Genomic DNA, 17,112 nt, shown 5'->3' on the forward strand with positions numbered 1-17,112 from the left:
TGCCGATCATGCGAGAGCCGTCCACCCACACCATCGTGGTGCTGGGTCGCCCGATCACCGCCGAGGCATTCGGAGTGGTGGCCCGCGAGGTCGCCGCGCTCGGCGTCAACATCGACTTCATCCGCGGTGTGTCCGATTATCCGGTGACGGGCCTCGAGCTGCGGGTTTCGGCGCCTCCCGACAAGGACCGTGACCTGTCGGTGGCTCTGGCCCGCGTCGCGACCGACGAAAGAGTCGATGTCGCTGTGGAAGACACCACTCTCGAGCGGCGCGCGAAGCGGCTGATCGTGTTCGACGTCGACTCCACCCTGATCCAGCAGGAAGTCATCGAGATGCTCGCCGACCGTGTCGGCGCGCGCGATGCGGTGGCCGCCATCACCGACGCGGCGATGCGCGGGGAGATCGAGTTCGCCGAGTCGCTTCGGCAGCGTGTCGCGACGCTGAAGGGCTTACCGGAAAGCGTGCTCGACGAGGTCGCCGACGAGCTGGAACTCACCCCCGGGGCCCGCACCACGTTGCGCACATTGCGTCGGCTCGGCTTCCACTGCGGCGTGGTGTCCGGCGGGTTTCGGCAGGTGATCGAACCCTTGGCGCACGAGCTGATGCTCGACTTCGTCGCCGCCAACCAGCTTGAGATCGTCGACGGCGTGTTGACCGGTCGGCTGGTCGGACCGATCATCGACCGGGCTGGAAAAGCCAAGGCGCTGAGGGATTTTGCGCAGCAGGCCGGTGTACCGCTGGAGCAGACTGTGGCCGTCGGTGACGGCGCCAACGACATCGACATGCTCGCCACCGCGGGGCTGGGGGTGGCTTTCAACGCGAAACCGGCGCTGCGCGAGGTTGCCGACGCGTCGTTGAGCCATCCCTACCTGGACACGGTGCTGTTCATCCTCGGTGTGACGCGCGGCGAGATCGAAGCGGCGGACGCTGTCGACGGCGTACTGCGCAGGGTCGACATCCCGCCCAACTGACTGTTTCGTCAATTTAGGCATGTGCGCTCCGCGGAGACTCTAGAGTCGGGCACGCAGCGCGACGACGAGAGGGCCTCAGCCATGGCGGGTTCCGTTCCCGTGAACGAGGGCGACGCGCAGGCTGGCGCCGCCAAAGAGTCCTTCATCGACGGGTTCCTGAAGTCGGGATTCTCGGGGGTCGCACCGTGGATCCTGCTATCGGTCCTGTCGGGGCCCGGTCGGTTCGAGATCGCGGTCCTCGGGGCGCTGGTGTTCTCACTGCTGATCATCGGTCTCGGCAGATGGCGCGGAATGCCCGTGCATTCACTGGAGATCGTCGGTGTTATCTATTTCGCCGCGCTCGCGGTCGCGGGTTTGGTGGCTCCCGACAACGTCATTCGGTGGCTCGATGACTGGGCGGGCGTGCTCAGCAACGTCGTGCTCGCGTTGTTCGTGTTGTCGACAATTCTTGTGCGCAAACCGTTCACGCTCTCGTACGCAAAGCAGGAGGCGCCGCCCGAAGTCTGGGATGAGCCAGGATTTCTGCGGCTCAACAATGTGATCAGCGCCGCGTGGGGCGCGGCTTTTGCGGTGTCTGCCGCCGCGGGCGCAACCGGCCTGTTGGTGCTGCACGACAACGACAACATGTGGACGGCCTGGGTCCTCCCGTTGGCGGTCACTTTCCTCGCGATCGGGTTCACCGAGGTGTATCCCGACCGGGTAGTCGCCCGCGAAACGGGGGAGACCGCGCCGCCGCTCGCCAAGGTCTTCGACTGGCTGCCCGGCTTCCTGCTCGTCGTCGGCATCGTCGGGTGGATCGCCGATGCCTTTCCCGACGCTGTCGCAATCGCGCTGATTGCTGTCGGCGTGGTGGGTAGTGCCCTGCTGCGCAGGATATTGCCGCCCGAACCGGGTACGGCCAAGGCAACTGGCTAGGCCTCCGCGAGTCTGACGCGTGTGCGGCGGTCTCCGGCGTGTCGTCGCAGAGATTTCACACTCGCGCAGCGGGGCGCTCCCGGGACTGCCGGGCACATGCGGCACGATGGTCGGGTGGTCGAACCGAGCGGCAATGAGCCCGATCCCGACCTGCTCATCGACTTTCACAACGTGACGTTGCGCCGCGCGGGCCTTCGTCTGGTCGGCCCGGTCACGTGGTCCGTCGAGCTTGACGAGCGCTGGGTGGTGATCGGACCCAACGGTGCCGGCAAGACATCGCTGCTGCGGATCGCGGCCGCGACCGAGCACCCGTCGTCAGGGAAGGCGTACGTGCTCGGCGAGCGGCTGGGCCGGACCGACATGAAGGAGTTGCGTTCCCGCGTGGGGCTCAGCAGCTCAGCGCTGTCGCAGCGGGTGCCCGACGGCGAGATCGTCCGCGACCTCGTGGTCTCCGCCGGCTACGCGGTGCTGGGCCGCTGGCGAGAGAACTACGACGACATGGACTACGCGCAGGCAATCGACATGCTGGAAAGTGTCGGCGCCGAGCACCTCGCCGAACGCACCTACGACACCCTGTCTGAAGGCGAACGCAAGCGGGTGCTGATCGCGCGGTCGCTGATGACCGACCCCGAGTTGCTGCTTCTCGACGAACCCGCCGCCGGGCTCGACCTCGGTGGGCGCGAGGAACTCGTGGCTCGGCTCGCCGACCTGGCCGCCGACGCGGATTCGCCGGCGATGGTGCTGGTCACCCATCATGTCGAGGAGATCCCGCCGGGCTTCAGCCACTGCTTGATGCTCTCGGAGGGGGAGGTGGTGGACGCCGGACTGCTCGCTGACGTGTTGACCGCGAAGAACCTCTCGACGGCATTCGGCCAGTCGATCGCGCTGGAGAGGATCGACGGCCGGTATTTCGCACGGCGCGTTCGCGCCCGCGCCGCGCACAGGAGGAGGCTGGAGTGAGCGACCAGCCCATGGTGCCCCGTCCGGCGGCGACCGTGATGCTGCTGCGCGACACCCCCGACGGTGTGGCCGTCTTTCTGCTGCAACGACATTCACGCATGGATTTCGCGCCCGGCACGACGGTGTTCCCGGGCGGCGGCGTCGACGATCGCGACAGGGATTTCGACATCGCGTGGACCGGGCCGCCGCCGGACTGGTGGGCGAAGCGGATGGCTGTCGACGAGGGCTTGGCACTTGCGCTTGTATGCGCCGCCGTACGCGAGACGTTCGAGGAGTGCGGGGTTCTGCTCGCCGGTCCCGACGAGCACAGCGTCGTCGGTGATGCCTCGGCCTACAGCAGCGCCCGCGCCCGACTTGCCAGCCGCGACTTGGCGTTGAGCGACTTCTTGCGGGGCGAAAACCTGGTGCTGCGATCCGATTTGCTTCGGCCGTGGGCCAACTGGGTGACTCCCTCGCGGGGCCACACCCGACGCTACGACACGTACTTCTTCGTCGCCGCGATGCCCGAGGGCCAGCACGCCGATGACCAAACCAGCGAGGCTGTCTCGGCGGCGTGGACACTGCCGGCCAACGCGGTCGAGGACTTCGGCACCGGCCGAACCTTCTTACTGCCACCGACGTGGGTCCAGCTGGACACGCTGCCGAGCTTCGGGGCCACCGTCGACGAGATCCTGCACGTCGACCGTGAGATCGTCGCGATGCGCACGGAAGTCATTGGTACCGAAGGCAACTGGAGCCTGGAGTTCTTCGACGCGCAGCGGTACCACCAGCTGCGCGGTGACCGGCCCTGGGCATGAACGAGTTCGTCAGCGTCTATGTCGGCGACGATCGTCCCGGGGTCGGGACGATCGTGCTGTCCCGGCCGCCGAGCAACACACTGACCCGGCAGGCCTGCCGGGAGATCGTCGCGGTGGCCGCCGACATCAGCGAGCGCGACGACGTGGCCGCGGTGGTTCTGTTCGGCGGCCACGAGATCTTTTCCGCGGGCGACGACCTCGAGGAGTTGCGGTCCCTTGATGCGGCCGACGCCGCCGTGGCCGCACGGCTGCGTCAGGATGCCGCCGCCGCCGTCGCAGCGATCCCCAAACCGACGGTGGCCGCGATCACGGGATACGCGCTCGGCACCGGGTTCGCCCTGGCGTTGGCCGCCGATTGGCGCGTCAGCGGCGACAACGCGAAGGTGGGATTCACCGAGATCCTGGCCGGCCTGATACCCGCGGGCGGCATCGCCGCGCGGCTGCCCGCCGCGGTCGGGGACAGCACGGCCAAGGAGTTGGTGTTCTCCGGCCGGTTCGTCGGCGCCAAGGAGGCGCTGGCCATCGGTCTACTCGACGAGGTGGTGGCCCCCGATGCCGTCTACGACGCCGCGGCGGACTGGGCGACCCGCTTCGTCGGGACATCGCCGCACGCGCTGGCCGCTGCCAAGGTGGCCATCAACAGCCGCAGCGTGGACGTCGAGTGCGAGCAATATGCCCGAGCCTTCGCGGTGGCCGACCGACGATTCGTACCGGATACAGGGGCGGATTAGGCTTGCCGGTCATGACGACGAGCCAGGACGTGCCGAACCCACACGCCACGGCTGAGCAGGTCGAGGCCGCCCGGCGCGACAGCAAGCTCGCTCAGGTGCTCTACCACGACTGGGAAGCGGAGAGCTACGACGACAAATGGTCGATCTCCTACGACAAGCGCTGCGTCGATTACGCCCGTGACCTCTTCGACGCGACGGTGCCCACCGACGAGCTCCGCAACCTTCCGTATGACCGTGCGCTGGAGTTGGGCTGCGGCAGCGGTTTCTTCCTGCTGAACCTGATCCAGGCGGGCGTCGCCCGGCGGGGCTCTGTGACAGACCTTTCGCCCGGCATGGTGAAGGTGGCAGTGCGCAACGGCGAGTCGCTGGGCCTCGACATCGACGGCCGGGTGGCTGATGCCGAGCGCATCCCGTACGACGACAACACGTTCGACCTCGTCGCCGGCCACGCTGTGCTGCACCACATACCCGACGTGGAGCTGTCGCTTCGTGAGGTGGTTCGCGTGCTCAAGCCGGGTGGCCGGTTCGTGTTCGCCGGCGAGCCGACGAACGCCGGCGAAACCTACGCCCGCCCGTTGTCGACGCTGACGTGGCGGACCGTGACGAACGTGACCAGGCTGCCCGGGCTCTCCAGCTGGCGGCGCCCGCAGGCCGAGCTCGACGAGTCGTCACGCGCGGCGGCCCTGGAAGCGGTCGTCGATCTGCACACCTTCGACCCGGGTGACCTGGAGCGCATGGCCCGCAACGCCGGCGCCGTCGACGTCTCGACCGCCACGACGGAGTTCACGGCGGCGATGGTGGGCTGGCCGATCCGTACGTTCGAGGCGGCAGTCCCGCCCGGCCGACTGGGGTGGGGCTGGGCGAGGTTCGCGTTCTCCAGCTGGATGGCGCTGAGCTGGGTGGACAACAACGTGTGGCGGCGGGTGGTCCCGAAGGCCTGGTACTACAACGTCATGGTCACCGGGGTCAAGCCGTCTTAAGCTTCTTCCTCGACGACGTCGCCTACCTGCGGTCCTCGGCGGGCGCCGACGCCCTCGCGCAGGTCGCCACTTACTCGCTGACCGATGCCAGTCGGATCGCTGACGTCGCCGCTGTCCGGAGTGCGTTCGGGGAGCGCGCCCCAGTGCTCGTTGAGACGGTGCTGCTGCGCCGGCGCGCCGCCGCCAAGCTCAGTGATGCCTCCGGCTGGTTGTTTACCGACGAGGCGCTCCAGCAAGCCACCGCCGCGCCCGTGGCGATGCATCGGGCGCGCCGGCTCGCCGGGCGGGCTGTCCACGACGTCACGTGCTCGATCGGTACCGAGCTGGCCGCGCTGCGCCGGACGGCTGATCCGCTGGGCAGTGATATCGACCCGGTGCGGCTGGCGATGGCGCAGCACAACGTCGTCGACGTCCCGCTCGTTCGGGCCGACGCGCTGCACCCGGTCAGCCGCGGGACCGTCGTGCTCGCCGACCCGGCGCGACGCGGGGGCGGGCGCCGCGTCGTCAACCCCAGGGACTTCAGCCCTCCGCTCGACACGCTGCTGGACACGTATCGCGACCGTGATTTCGTCGTAAAGTGTTCTCCCGGAATCGATTACACGCGTCTGGCGTTCGATGGCGAGGTGGAAGTCACCTCGTTGCATGGCGACGTGCGGGAGGCGTGTCTGTGGTCGCCCGGCCTGACCGAACAGGGTGTGACGCGACGCGCCACGATGCTCGATGGCGACGGGCACGTCGAGCAACTCACCGACCTCGAGCCCGACGACTGCGGCGTCGCCGAGGCCGGGCGGTGGATCGTGGACCCGGACGGAGCCGTGGTGCGCGCCGGGCTCGTGCGGCACTACGCGGTCCGGCATCGACTGTGGCAGCTCGACCCGAAGATCGCCTACCTCTCCGGGAGCGAATTGCCCCCGACGGTCCGCGGTTTCGAGGTCCTCGAGCAAATCCCGTTCGGTGAGCGCCTCCTGCGCCAGACCCTGACGGACATGGACTGCGCGGCCGCCGAGATTTTGGTGCGCGGCGTCGACGTGGACCCGGCCGCACTGCGCCCGCGGTTGCGGTTACGCGGAACCCGGCCGTTGTCGGTGGTGATCACCCGGATCGGCGCCGGTAACCGGGCCCGCGCCATCGCGTTCATTTGTCAACCGTCGCGATAACCCACGGGTACCCTGGCGCTCAACACTTTTCGAGGACGGTGCATGAGAAGCTCACTTCGCGCGGCCACGTTACTGGCCGCGGCACTCGTGGCGGCTGCCACGGTGCGCGTGGAAGCCGCGGCGGAGACCCCGTGTGCCGACTTCGGCGCGGTGGTCGACGGCACCACCTGCCGGCTTCACACCGCGAACGACGCGTACATGGTCGACATGGCGTATCCAAACGATTACGCCGACCCCGCCCCGCTGATCGACTATCTGCGGCAGACCCGCGACGGGTTCGTCAACGTCTCGGGCATGCCCGGTTCGACGGGTCTGCCCTACGCATTGGACATCACGTCGGAGTCCTTCCACTCGGGTCCGCCGCCGGGAGGGACCCAGAGCACAGCGCTGAAGATCTACCAGAATGTCGGGGGCCCACACCCGCTGACGTGGTACAAGGCGTTCAACTACAACCTATCGACGCACCAGCCGATCACCTTCGACACGCTGTTTCTTCCTGGCAGCAATCCGCTTGCCGTGATCCTGCCCGCCCTGCAGAAGGCCGTCGACACCCAGCTGGGCTCGCACGTGACAATCTCCGACGGTCTCAACCCGTCGCACTACCAGAACTTCGCGCTCACCGACGACGAGCTGATCCTCTACCTCAGCCAGGGTGACATGCTGCCGTCCGCAGCGGGCGCGCTCGCGGTGCATCTGCCGCGGGCCCTGGTTGCGCCCATGCTCGCCCCACTGGGTTAGGCCGGGTCGAAGCCGTACACCTGACCTTCGCTGGTGGCGGTCAGTACCCGACGGTCGGACGCGACGGACACGCCCACCGGCCACCCGACGGCCTGCGGCAGCGGATAGGTATTGACCGTGCGTCCGTCTGTGGGCTGGAACGCCAGCAACGACAGGCCGTTGTTCGGCGAGCGGATGACGGTGTAGGCGATGTCGCGGCCGGCCTGGCTGGAGGTGCTGAGCGGGTTGACGTCGTCGCGGCGCCACGCGATGGCGCCTTTGCCGTCCTTCTCGCGCACCGCGACGAGCTTGGTGTCAGGGCCGCCGCCGGACAAGATCAGCCCGTCCGGCGCCACTGTCGGCGGTGTCTGCGGCGAAAACCCGAGCGGGACTGACCATTTCGGCTTGCCGTCCTTGGCGTTGAGCGCCCACAGGTTGCCGTCGCGGCTGGTGACGTACACCGTCGCTCCGTCGCCAGAAAACACCGGGCTGGCGATCACCCCGCTCTTGACGGCGTCGGTGGTCCAGTCCGGTGACAGCACTGCGTCGTCGCCTCCGCGGTAGCGCAACGCGGCCAGAGTCGCCGTGGGCGCGCCCGGCTGCCAGACGCCGATGACGATCTGACCTGTCGCCGCCGAGAATGCGGGCGCGGCAGCGATCGGGCACCGTGGACCGGCGGGCTGGCAGTCGGTGAGCCCGCGGGTGCTGTCGAGGGGGTCGACGCCTGCCACCATGTCGATGGCCGATCCGATCATGGTGCCGCGGTGCGCGTCGAGCACTTGAACCTGACCGAGATGGGTGACCATCAGCAGCCGGTTGTCCGCCACGAATCGCGGGGTGAGTGGCATGCCGATCACGGGATGACGCCAGCGCACCCACTGTGTCGGCGGAAACGACAGCATCGTGCCGGGCTGGCCCACGTACAGGTTGTCGAAGCGGTCGAACAGCGCGCTGGCGAATCCACCACCGAGGACCAGCCGCGTGCACCAGCGTTGCCTGCCGTCGTTGTCGAACTCCCAGACCGCCAGCGAGCAGCCGCCTGCGGTTTGGCCGTTGGCGGCGAGGTAATTCGTGTCGCTGGATCCGAGCGCGACGGAGGCGGCCAGGCTGCCCTTGACCGACCGGCTCCAGCGCAGTTTGAGCGCCTGCGCGCCGCCGGTGCCGGTATAGCTGCTGTTGGCGGCGTCGGCGTACTGCGCGGGCCAGCCCGCCGCGGGGGCTGCCAAAACCCAGCTGTCGGGCCTCCCGCAGGCCGGGGTAAGCGCAATCAGCAGCGCCGTCATCGCGAATGCCGCCACTCGCCGAGGCGTGCGGTATCGCGGGAACATGCGTCCTTCCGTGGGCTGCCGTTCAGTCACCCGAGGGTAATACGGTCTGGGGTCGCACCCAGCGATAGGCTTTCCGGCCATGACGACGATGTGGGGAGCGCCGCTGCACAAGCGCTGGCGGGCTTCCCGTCTGCGTGATCCGCGTCAGGCGAAATTCCTGACGCTGGCGTCGCTGAAGTGGGTGATCGCCAACCGTGCCTTTACCCCCTGGTACTTGGTGAGGTACTGGCGACTGCTGAAGTTCAAACTGGCCAATCCGCACATCATCACCCGCGGCATGCTGTTTCTGGGCAAGGGTGTGGAGATTCAGGCGACCCCGGATCTCGCGCTGATGGATATCGGGCGCTGGGTCCACATCGGCGACAAGAACACGATCCGCTGTCACGAAGGGTCGTTGCGGTTCGGCGACAAGGTGGTGCTGGGCCGCGACAACGTGATCAACACCTACCTCGACATCGAGCTGGGCGACTCCGCACTCATGGCGGACTGGGTGTACGTCTGCGACTTCGACCACGTCATGGACGACGTCAATGTGCCCATCAAGGATCAGGGCATCGTCAAGAGCCCAGTGCGGATTGGTCCCGACACGTGGATCGCTGCCAAAGTCACGATTCTGCGCGGCACGATCATCGGCCGTGGCTGCGTGCTCGGCTCCCACTCGGTTGTCAAAGGGCACATTCCCGACTTCTCGATCGCAGTCGGGGCGCCCGCGAAGGTGGTGAAGAATCGCAAGCTGGCGTGGGACACCTCAGCTGCGCAGCGCGCTGAGCTGGCCGCCGCGCTGGCCGACATCGAGCGCAAAAAAGCCACGAGGTAACTCACCTCCTGCCGCGAGCGTGCGTGTCTGTGGGCGACACGCCGTCGAGTTGACTGATTTCCCGCACGCTCGCGGGCTGGCGGGCCCACGATATTGACGTGAGGGGCGGCCAGCGATGACGACGCGCTGCGCGTCATGCGGTGCGGAGTTGAGCGCCACGGCCAAGTTCTGCAGTGAGTGCGGCACATCGGTCCAAGCGAGTGCTCCCGCCGCCGAATACAAGCAGGTGACCATTCTGTTCGCGGACGTCGTCCGGTCGATGGATATCGCCGCGTCAGTCGGTGCAGAGCGGTTGCGCGAGATCATGGCGGAGGTGTTCAAACGGTCTTCGACGGTGGTGAAGCGCTATGGCGGGACCGTCGACAAGTTCACCGGCGACGGCATCATGGCGGTGTTCGGCGCACCGGTTGCGTTGGAAGACCACGCTTTACGGGCCTGCTTAGCAGCGCTCGATCTCCAGAAGGATGTCGTTGGGCTCGCGTCCGAGGTCCAGCGAAGGGATGGCCTGGAGCTCCAGCTGCGCGCCGGACTCAACTCGGGCCAGGTGATCGCGGGTCAAATCGGTTCGGGCCCTTCGGGTTACACGACGATCGGGGAACAGGTGGGGATGGCGCAGCGGATGGAATCGGCTGCGCCGCCAGGTGGAGTGATGCTCAGCGAGTCGACCGCCCGGCTGGTTGATGACGCGACGGTGCTCGGCGAGCCGGAGATGGTTCACATCAAGGGCGCCGAGAAACCCATGGCCGCCCGTCGATTGCTGGAAATGAAGCCGATGCCGAGCATCGCGCGTCAGGGTGACCTGGCTCTCGTGGGCCGGCGCTGGGAACTCAGCGCGGTCGAGGGCATCCTGGATCGCATCGTCGAAGGTCATGGCGGCGTCATCGGTGTGGTCGGGCCCCCTGGCATCGGAAAGAGCCGCCTCACACGGGAACTCGCGGCTTTGGCCGGGCGGCGAAACTTCGAGGTGTTCAGCGCGTTTTGCGAGTCGCACACAAGCGACGTCGCGTTTCACGCGGCCGCACGACTGCTGCGCTCGGCCAGCCGGGCAGGCGATCTCGACGACGAGAGCGCACGCGAGCAGATAAAAGCCAACGTTGCCGAGGCCGACGAACACGATCTATTGCTTTTCTACGACCTGATCGGAATACGGGACCCGGCGACGCCGTTGCCTGCGATCGATCCCGAGGCGCGTCGCCGGAGGCTCAGTGCGTTCGTCAAGGCCGCCGCCCTGGCGCGTGACGAACCTGCGGTTTACATCGTCGAGGATGCGCATTGGATCGACAAGGTGAGCGAGTCGATGATCGCGGACCTGCTGACGGTGATTCCACAGACTCGATCGGTCGTGGTGGTCACTTATCGCCCGGAGTATCGCGGAGTGCTCGCACGCACACCGGATGCACAGACTATTTCGCTTGCGCCGCTAAGTCACTCGGACTCGGCGAAGCTGACTACCGAACTTCTCGGCCGGCACTCTTCGGTCGGACAACTCGCACCGACGATCGTCGAGCGTGCGGCCGGAAACCCGTTCTTCGTTCAAGAGATCGTGCGTGACCTGATGGAGCGAAATGTTCTGCAAGGCAACCGGGGTGCGCTCACGTTCTCCGGAGATGGCACCGCCGTCACTGTACCCGCCACGCTTCAGGCTACGATCGCCGCCCGCATCGACAGATTGGAACCGTCTGCCAAGCGCGCCTTGAGCACAGCGTCGGTGATCGGGTCCCGTTTCAGCTCTGAACTGCTTGGCAGCCTCGGAATCAACACTGCACTAGACGAATTGGTGACTGTTGACCTCATCGATCAGGTTCGGTTCACGCAGGACGCCGAGTACGTCTTTCACCACCCCCTCATCCGAAGAGTGGCTTACGAATCGCTCTTGCGATCGGACCGGGCTGACTTGCACCGGCGTGTTGCGGCATCGATCGAAAGCCAGCACCCACGTCTAGTGGACGAAAACGCCGCGCTGATTGCCGAGCACCTCGAAGCAGCAGGAGACCTCGTCGCGGCCTACGAATGGCACATGCGGGCTGCTGCGTTTGCGGGTCCGCGCGATCCCCAAGCCGCAAGGGCCAGCTGGCAGCGCGCCACAGGGGTGGCCGACCAACTCCCCCTCGATGATCCAGGCTTGATGTCAAAGCGGATCACCCCCCGAATCCAGTTGTGCGCCACGTCATGGCTGGTATGGGGGGAGTCTGCGGACGAGGATTTCAGGGAACTCGAGCGGCTGTGCCTCGAAGCCGACGACCCCGTCTCCAGGGCAATCGGGATGACCGGGTACGCGGTCGGGCTTCTCTTCGAGAACAGGTTCAGCGATAGCGCCCAGGCCAGTGCGGAGGTTGCGGCGCTCATCGACACGATCGGCGACTCGAATCTTCAGCAATTGCTGGCGGGCGCCAGCAACTCGATGATGCAGGGCGGGAGGGTGCGAGAAGGCCTGCGCGTCATCGAAATCACGATCGATGCCGCGCCGGATCGACTGGAACTCGCGAAGTTCGCAGTTGTGTCCGTCATCCCAGTCGCGACGGGGATCCGCGGGGTGTGTCGATACGCATTGGGAGTGGCCGGATGGAAAGAGGATCTCGATCACGCGATCGCGCTGGCTCACTCGCAAGACGCGACGTCATTTTCGGTATGTCTTCTCTACAAGTACGCGTTCGCGATGCACAACGGGGCCTTGCTTCCCGACGCCGAGGGGTTGCGGCTCACGGCCGAAGCAATCGAAATTGCCAGTCAGGCAAGCGACGACTTCGCATATGAGGCCGCGTGCCTGTCCCGAGGGCTACTACTTCTCACTGGCGACGAATCGGATCGTACAGACGGCTTCCGGCTCATCAATCTGTACCGGGAGGCCGGCATGCGACGCTGGCCCTCGGCGAGGGCGATCCGCGCGGCCGACACCGAGATTGCGAGGCGGACGGCGCGCGATGGAGATCTCGATCGCGCGATCGACTTGGCACGAACGACTGTCGAATATTTCGACGAAACGGGCGAGATGACGTCTCGCGGTCCGGCAGTCACTGTGCTCGTTGAATCGCTGCTCCAGCGGGGCGGTGACGGCGATCTTGCGGAAGCCGAGGCCGCAATCGAGAGGCTGACAGAAGTCCCGACCGATCCTGGTTTCGTCCTGCACGAACTTCCGCTGCTTAGGCTGCGTGCGTTGACGGCGCGTGCGCGCGGCGACGAGGCGCGATATCGGGACTTCACAGACCAGTATTCCAAGATGGCCAATGACCTCGGTTTCGAGGGACACATGGCGATCGCCGCCACGATGTGACTCAGTTCGTCCAGTCGACTCCGAACCAATCCGCCAGCGCCGTACGGCCTTCCGGCGTCACTTTCACGGCCCGGCCGCGTGGCACGCGCTTCACCCACGAGGCACCGACGAACCGGTCGAGTATGGCGCGGCCGAGCGCACCGGAGAGATGGTGACGCTGCTCGGTCCAGTCGACGCAATAGCGGATCAACGGCCTTGTGCCATAGGGGATTTCGATAGAAAGCCCGCTGAGAAAGCTGCGTCCGTGCTCGGTGAGCTCGTAGTGGACGTCGTTGCCGTGGTTGCTGAGAGTGTCGTTGCTGTCGCGAGCCGGATCGTATCGACCGTCGCCGCCCGTCAAAACCTTCTGCCGCAACAGGCTTCCCATCTGCTCGACACCCAGCTTTCCTGCGAAATGGTCGTAGCAGGTGCGTGCCGAACGCAAGCGCGCCGCCTTCGTCCCTTCGCGCAATGACCGCACCGGTTTCGGCGGCGCACGCCGACCAAGCTGCTCGATGAGCTCGCCGACCTCTGGACCGGACAGCCGGTAATACCGATGACGGCCGTGCGTCTCCACCTTAAGTAGACCGGCTTCAGTGAGCTTCGTCAGATGACTGCTCGCCGTCGAACGGCTGACCCCGGCCTCGTCGGCCAGCACGCTCGCGGGAAGCGCGCGACCGTCGTCCAGCGCCAGCAACACCGCGCAACGCGCGGGATCGGCGAACAGCGAGGCCACCGCGGCGATGTCGGCGTCGCCCACCGACGGGAGTTCAGCTGCGTCCATAACCCCACGCTAACCGCGTAATGATTCGACGCGGATCAAACCAATGACCTAGCGCGCCGGGAGCGCGCGCTCGGCGATCGGCATGCGGCCCAGTGGCCGACGTTCGCGCTGCTTCGCATTCCTGTACACGTGCGCGGTTTCATCAGCCACAGTTGCCCAGTCGAAGTCCGACGTCAGCCTTTCGCGCGCGGCGATCGCCCGCTGCTGTGCGCCGACCGGATCGTCGATGACGCGGCGCACGGCGACCGCGAGTCCGGCAATGTCGCCTGGAGCGAATGACATTCCTGTTTCGCCATTGACGACGGCCTCACCGAGCCCGCCGACAGTGGATGTGACCAAAGGCGCGCCCGCTGCCGCCGCCTCCAGGCCGACAATGCCGAACGGCTCGTAGTGGCTGGGCAGCACCACCGCGTCCGTGTCGTGTAACGCCGCGATCAGGTCGGCATGTTCGAGATGCCCGACGAACTTCGTCGCTTTGAGCACCCGGTGGCGTCGAGCCTCGTCGATCAGCCAATCCAGTTGCGTCCCTTCGCCGGCGATCGTCAAAGTGGTGCCGGGATGGGTGCGGCGGATCCGCGGTAGCGCGGCGATGAGGTCGTGGATGCCCTTCTCGTACTCGAGCCGTCCGAAATGGAGAAGTCGTGGCGGGCCGTCGTGCTTGCGGCGCATCGCGAAAGGCCAACGCGTCGAATCGATTCCGTTCCGAATCACCGAGATGTCCGACAGATTGGGGCCGAACAGCGTGGTGATCTCGTCCTGCATTGACGCCGAGCACGTGATCAGTGCATCCGACAGCCGGGCCAGCCAAGACTCCAGCGCATGCACCTGGCGGCTGACCGCGCCGCCGATCCACCCTCCGTGTCGGCCTGCTTCAGTCGCATGCATCGTGGAAACTAATGGCACGTCATAGAATTCGGACAGTGCCACAGCCGGATGGGCCACCAGCCAGTCGTGGGCGTGGATCACATCGGGCGCAAAAGCCGCCGACAGTCCTGCGCGGGTCATGGCATGGCCCATCGCCAACGCCCACGCCATCATGTCGGTCCCGAAAGCGAACTCGTGCGGGTCCTGCGCGGCGGCCACCACGATGACACCCTCATGCATCCCGTAGGTCGTGGGATGCGTGCTCGGGTCGGTGTCAAAGGGGCGGCGGCTCAACACCATAACGTCATGCCCGGCGGCGGCCAGGCTCGTCGCAAGATGATGGACGTGGCGTCCCAATCCGCCGATCACCACCGGCGGGTACTCCCACGACAACATCAGAACCTTCATCAGCGCCCCGTCAACCGCCGCGAGTGTGCGCGAAATCGTGCACATTTACGGCGTGTCGTGCAACAGACACGCACGCTCGCGGCAAGGGGGGCCTGCACCCTCACGGGCGGGGGTATTTGCTCTTCGCGCAAGCGCTCATCGGGGGAGTCTCCTCGCGTCCAGCGCGCCGAACAATCCATCGGCACAGTTCCAGCCGTCGGCCAGCCGCTGCGCCGCGTCGCGGCGGCCTGACGCGAGGGTGCCCGCGATCTCGCGGGTCGCGTGGGCATGCAGATGCGCGCGGTAACGCGCGTAGTCGGCGGCGGAGTCCTTGCTGACCATGAACGGCCAGTCGCTGGACACCGTCAGCAGGGTCTCGCGCAGGATCTGATCGGCGACGAAGTCGCGAGCGTGCGGCGCATCGGTCTGTTCCAAGGCTTTGTCGACGGTGGTCAGCGCGGTGTCGACGACCTCGGCATTGAGGTGCACCAGATCGGCCACCTGCTCGCCAGACCACACCTGCCAATCCTTGCCGGAACCCCAAGAGCCGGGCGGCAATTCGACTGCGTCACCAACGAACCCGTCAGCAACCGCGTCAGACAGGGTGCCGATCCGCACACCGGCTTCCGGCAGCGCGCGCAGCACCCGTTCGAGCCACAGCGGGCCCTCGTACCACCAGTGCCCGAACAGTTCTGTGTCGAATGCGGCGATGACGTGCGCGGGCCGGCCGATACGCTCGCTCTCCTCGCAAAGGCGCCTGCGGACCACGTCGACGAAATCGGCGACGTGGCCGTCGACGGCCCGGTCCGCGCGCGCCGGGTCATAGGGCGCCTTCTGATCCGACGGGACGTTGCGTCCTGTCACCCGAGCGGGTTTCAGGCCGGTGTCATGGTCGTAGGTGTGGAAGTCGCGATACGCGGCGTGCCCTGGGTATCCCGACCGCGGCGACCACACCCGGTAGCTGACTTGCAGATCGCGTCCGAATGCGACGACGTCGGAGCCGCCCACGGGCCGGCCGAGCGCGGTGTCGCCGCGCAGCGACGGGCCGTCGACCATGAAGTGCCCGATTCCGGCTGCGGCGTAATCGTTTTCCATGCCCGGCGCGTACGCGCACTCGGGCGCCCAGATCCCGGCGGGTATGTGTGCGAACCGCTGCTGCGCGTCCGCCATACCCTCACGCAGCGCGAATTCACGCAGCCGCGGATGAAGCAGCGGCTGGAAGGGATGCGCCAGTGGCCCGCCGAGCAGTTCGATGGCGCCCGCGTCGATGAGCCCGCGCAGCAGCGGGCTTGCGCCGTGCCGCCACAGCGTTGCGAAGTCCTCCAGCGCCTGGCCAGCCTCGTGATACTCGCGAACACCGAACTCTCGCAACGACTCCCGGCTGCGCAGCGTGGTCGCTTCTAACGCCCGCAACTGCCAGTTCGCTAGCCACTGGTGCATGCTCGCCAGACAGTAGGGGTCGTCGAGCTGGGCGGCCACCACAGGGGTGATGCCGAGCGTCACCAATCCGCGCCGGTTCTCGTCGGCAAGCTTTCGCAACACCCGCATGAGAGGCAGGTAGGACGCCGACCACGATTGATAGAGCCATTCCTCGCCGACCGGCCACCTGCCGTGATGAGCCAGCCACGGCAGGTGGGTGTGAAGGACGAGGGTGAACAGGCCTGGGGTCTCTGTCATGGGCGCACCGCAATCGCAACCAGATCCAGACTCTCGTCAATGTCGCGTTCGGTGGCGTCAACGAGGTCAAAGTCGTCGATGGTCACCGACGCCACGTCGGCTAGGAGCGCGTCGGGCCACGGTGCGTCGGCCAGCGCCCGCTGCACCTGCGCGTCGATGATCGAGCCGCCATGCTCCCCGTCCAGCGCGGACAGCCGCGCGCCGTGGAACACCCCGAGCATCGAGTCAACAGCGAAGCCACCGTCGACCAGCAGCTCAGTGAGTTCGCGCGCATTGAGTTCTCGCGTGTGGAACGGATTGACAGGGGTGTCGCGCCCGGGGGAGAACGTGATGCGGTTCGGCGTCGACATCAGCAGCAGCCCGCCCGGCCGCAGCACGCGCCTGCACTCGGCGACGAACTGTGGCTGGTCCCAGAGGTGCTCGATCACCTGGAAGTTGACCACGACGTCCACCGAGTCGTCCGGGAGCGGCAGCGAGGCGAGGTTGCCGTGCCGGACGTCAACGCGCGGGTAGCGCGCCCGCACGTGGGCGACGGTGGGTTCGTCGTAATCCAGCCCGATGACGCTGCTGGCCACGTCCGCGATCAGGTCCGCGCCGTATCCCTCGCCACAGCCCGCTTCGAGGACGTCGCGCCCCGCGCACCTTGCCACCAGCCGCCGGTAGACCACCTCGTGGCGGCGGAACCAATAGTTCTCCTCGACCAGCCCGGGTATGGTGCGCTCGCCGGTGAGAGCCAGGGAGTCGTGTGCGCTCATCGCAAGGCAGGCTAACCCCTTT

The 17,112-nt window shown here is 66.7% G+C and carries 15 protein-coding genes; 10 read left to right on the forward strand and 5 right to left on the reverse strand.

Features of this window, described 5'->3' with window-relative positions:
- The 8 genes from serB to QOH60_RS10945 all read left to right on the forward strand — a co-directional run.
- On the forward strand, nucleotides 1-971 hold a 971-nt coding region (gene serB / locus QOH60_RS10910), incomplete at its 5' end, for a phosphoserine phosphatase SerB (protein WP_526420061.1).
- An 81-nt stretch (nucleotides 972-1,052) separates the two neighbouring features.
- Nucleotides 1,053-1,886: a hypothetical protein gene (locus tag QOH60_RS10915; RefSeq protein ID WP_526420063.1), complete on the forward strand. Its 834-nt coding sequence runs from the start codon at nucleotides 1,053-1,055 to the stop codon at nucleotides 1,884-1,886.
- A gap of 96 nt (nucleotides 1,887-1,982) precedes the next feature.
- Nucleotides 1,983-2,846 (forward strand): ABC transporter ATP-binding protein, encoded by an 864-nt coding sequence (locus QOH60_RS10920; RefSeq protein ID WP_526420065.1) that lies wholly within the window; start codon nucleotides 1,983-1,985, stop codon nucleotides 2,844-2,846.
- An 11-nt stretch (nucleotides 2,847-2,857) separates the two neighbouring features.
- The gene (locus QOH60_RS10925) at nucleotides 2,858-3,643 is read left to right on the forward strand and encodes an NUDIX hydrolase (protein WP_526420109.1); all 786 of its coding nucleotides are present in this window, start codon (nucleotides 2,858-2,860) and stop codon (nucleotides 3,641-3,643) included.
- The gene (locus tag QOH60_RS10930; protein ID WP_526420067.1) at nucleotides 3,640-4,374 is read left to right on the forward strand and encodes an enoyl-CoA hydratase; all 735 of its coding nucleotides are present in this window, start codon (nucleotides 3,640-3,642) and stop codon (nucleotides 4,372-4,374) included. Before QOH60_RS10925 ends, QOH60_RS10930 begins: the two co-directional genes overlap by 4 nt.
- An 11-nt stretch (nucleotides 4,375-4,385) precedes the next feature.
- Nucleotides 4,386-5,354, forward strand: a complete 969-nt coding sequence (locus tag QOH60_RS10935) for a methyltransferase domain-containing protein (RefSeq protein ID WP_526420069.1) — start codon at nucleotides 4,386-4,388, stop codon at nucleotides 5,352-5,354.
- Nucleotides 5,312-6,511: a THUMP-like domain-containing protein gene (locus QOH60_RS10940; protein WP_526420111.1), complete on the forward strand. Its 1,200-nt coding sequence runs from the start codon at nucleotides 5,312-5,314 to the stop codon at nucleotides 6,509-6,511. The genes QOH60_RS10935 and QOH60_RS10940 overlap by 43 nt, the downstream gene beginning before the upstream one ends.
- Nucleotides 6,512-6,553: 42 nt before the next feature.
- Complete coding sequence (locus QOH60_RS10945) at nucleotides 6,554-7,249, forward strand: esterase (RefSeq protein ID WP_526420071.1); 696 nt, start codon at nucleotides 6,554-6,556, stop codon at nucleotides 7,247-7,249.
- On the opposite strand, the gene QOH60_RS10950 is transcribed toward QOH60_RS10945, so the two are convergent.
- Nucleotides 7,246-8,556, reverse strand: coding sequence for a BamB-related PQQ repeat family beta-propellar protein (locus tag QOH60_RS10950; protein WP_526420113.1), 1,311 nt, complete (start codon nucleotides 8,554-8,556; stop codon nucleotides 7,246-7,248). The genes QOH60_RS10945 and QOH60_RS10950 overlap by 4 nt on opposite strands.
- 79 nt (nucleotides 8,557-8,635) lie before the next feature.
- Here QOH60_RS10950 and QOH60_RS10955 point away from each other — a divergent pair, with 79 nt between their 5' ends.
- Together QOH60_RS10955 and QOH60_RS10960 are read left to right on the forward strand one after the other, a co-directional pair.
- Nucleotides 8,636-9,373: an acyltransferase gene (locus QOH60_RS10955; protein WP_526420073.1), complete on the forward strand. Its 738-nt coding sequence runs from the start codon at nucleotides 8,636-8,638 to the stop codon at nucleotides 9,371-9,373.
- A 115-nt stretch (nucleotides 9,374-9,488) separates the two neighbouring features.
- Nucleotides 9,489-12,644: an ATP-binding protein gene (locus QOH60_RS10960; protein ID WP_526420077.1), complete on the forward strand. Its 3,156-nt coding sequence runs from the start codon at nucleotides 9,489-9,491 to the stop codon at nucleotides 12,642-12,644.
- A 1-nt stretch (nucleotide 12,645) separates the two neighbouring features.
- Here the strand turns inward: QOH60_RS10960 and QOH60_RS10965 are convergent, their stop codons facing one another.
- The 4 genes from QOH60_RS10965 to QOH60_RS10980 all read right to left on the reverse strand — a co-directional run bounded on the left by QOH60_RS10965 (nucleotide 12,646) and on the right by QOH60_RS10980 (nucleotide 17,090).
- A complete protein-coding gene (locus QOH60_RS10965) occupies nucleotides 12,646-13,407 on the reverse strand; it encodes an ArsR/SmtB family transcription factor (protein WP_526420079.1) in 762 nt (253 codons plus the stop codon).
- 48 nt (nucleotides 13,408-13,455) lie between these two features.
- Entirely contained in the window at nucleotides 13,456-14,679 is a 1,224-nt protein-coding gene (locus QOH60_RS10970; RefSeq protein WP_526420115.1) for a glycosyltransferase family 4 protein, read from the reverse strand.
- Between the two features lie 135 nt (nucleotides 14,680-14,814).
- Nucleotides 14,815-16,335 (reverse strand): 1,4-alpha-glucan branching protein domain-containing protein, encoded by a 1,521-nt coding sequence (locus QOH60_RS10975; RefSeq protein WP_526420081.1) that lies wholly within the window; start codon nucleotides 16,333-16,335, stop codon nucleotides 14,815-14,817.
- Nucleotides 16,332-17,090, reverse strand: a complete 759-nt coding sequence (locus tag QOH60_RS10980) for a class I SAM-dependent methyltransferase (protein ID WP_526420083.1) — start codon at nucleotides 17,088-17,090, stop codon at nucleotides 16,332-16,334. The genes QOH60_RS10975 and QOH60_RS10980 overlap by 4 nt, the downstream gene beginning before the upstream one ends.
- Nucleotides 17,091-17,112 lie beyond the last annotated feature (22 nt).

It is taken from the genome of Mycobacterium sp. (genome assembly GCF_032159765.1).
In the GTDB taxonomy this organism is placed as follows: Bacteria; Actinomycetota; Actinomycetes; order Mycobacteriales; family Mycobacteriaceae; genus Mycobacterium.

Bases quoted from the DNA above. Each gene is read 5' to 3' on its own strand.
- QOH60_RS10970 (WP_526420115.1), bottom strand. From the start codon at position 14,679: ATGAAGGTTCTGATGTTGTCGTGGGAGTACCCGCCGGTGGTGATCGGC.
- QOH60_RS10915 (WP_526420063.1), top strand. From the start codon at position 1,053: ATGGCGGGTTCCGTTCCCGTGAACGAGGGCGACGCGCAGGCTGGCGCC.
- QOH60_RS10980 (WP_526420083.1), bottom strand. From the start codon at position 17,090: ATGAGCGCACACGACTCCCTGGCTCTCACCGGCGAGCGCACCATACCC.
- QOH60_RS10945 (WP_526420071.1), top strand. From the start codon at position 6,554: ATGAGAAGCTCACTTCGCGCGGCCACGTTACTGGCCGCGGCACTCGTG.
- QOH60_RS10920 (WP_526420065.1), top strand. From the start codon at position 1,983: ATGCGGCACGATGGTCGGGTGGTCGAACCGAGCGGCAATGAGCCCGAT.
- QOH60_RS10930 (WP_526420067.1), top strand. From the start codon at position 3,640: ATGAACGAGTTCGTCAGCGTCTATGTCGGCGACGATCGTCCCGGGGTC.
- QOH60_RS10960 (WP_526420077.1), top strand. From the start codon at position 9,489: ATGACGACGCGCTGCGCGTCATGCGGTGCGGAGTTGAGCGCCACGGCC.
- QOH60_RS10955 (WP_526420073.1), top strand. From the start codon at position 8,636: ATGACGACGATGTGGGGAGCGCCGCTGCACAAGCGCTGGCGGGCTTCC.
- QOH60_RS10925 (WP_526420109.1), top strand. From the start codon at position 2,858: ATGGTGCCCCGTCCGGCGGCGACCGTGATGCTGCTGCGCGACACCCCC.
- QOH60_RS10935 (WP_526420069.1), top strand. From the start codon at position 4,386: ATGACGACGAGCCAGGACGTGCCGAACCCACACGCCACGGCTGAGCAG.
- QOH60_RS10975 (WP_526420081.1), bottom strand. From the start codon at position 16,335: ATGACAGAGACCCCAGGCCTGTTCACCCTCGTCCTTCACACCCACCTG.
- QOH60_RS10965 (WP_526420079.1), bottom strand. From the start codon at position 13,407: ATGGACGCAGCTGAACTCCCGTCGGTGGGCGACGCCGACATCGCCGCG.
- QOH60_RS10950 (WP_526420113.1), bottom strand. From the start codon at position 8,556: ATGTTCCCGCGATACCGCACGCCTCGGCGAGTGGCGGCATTCGCGATG.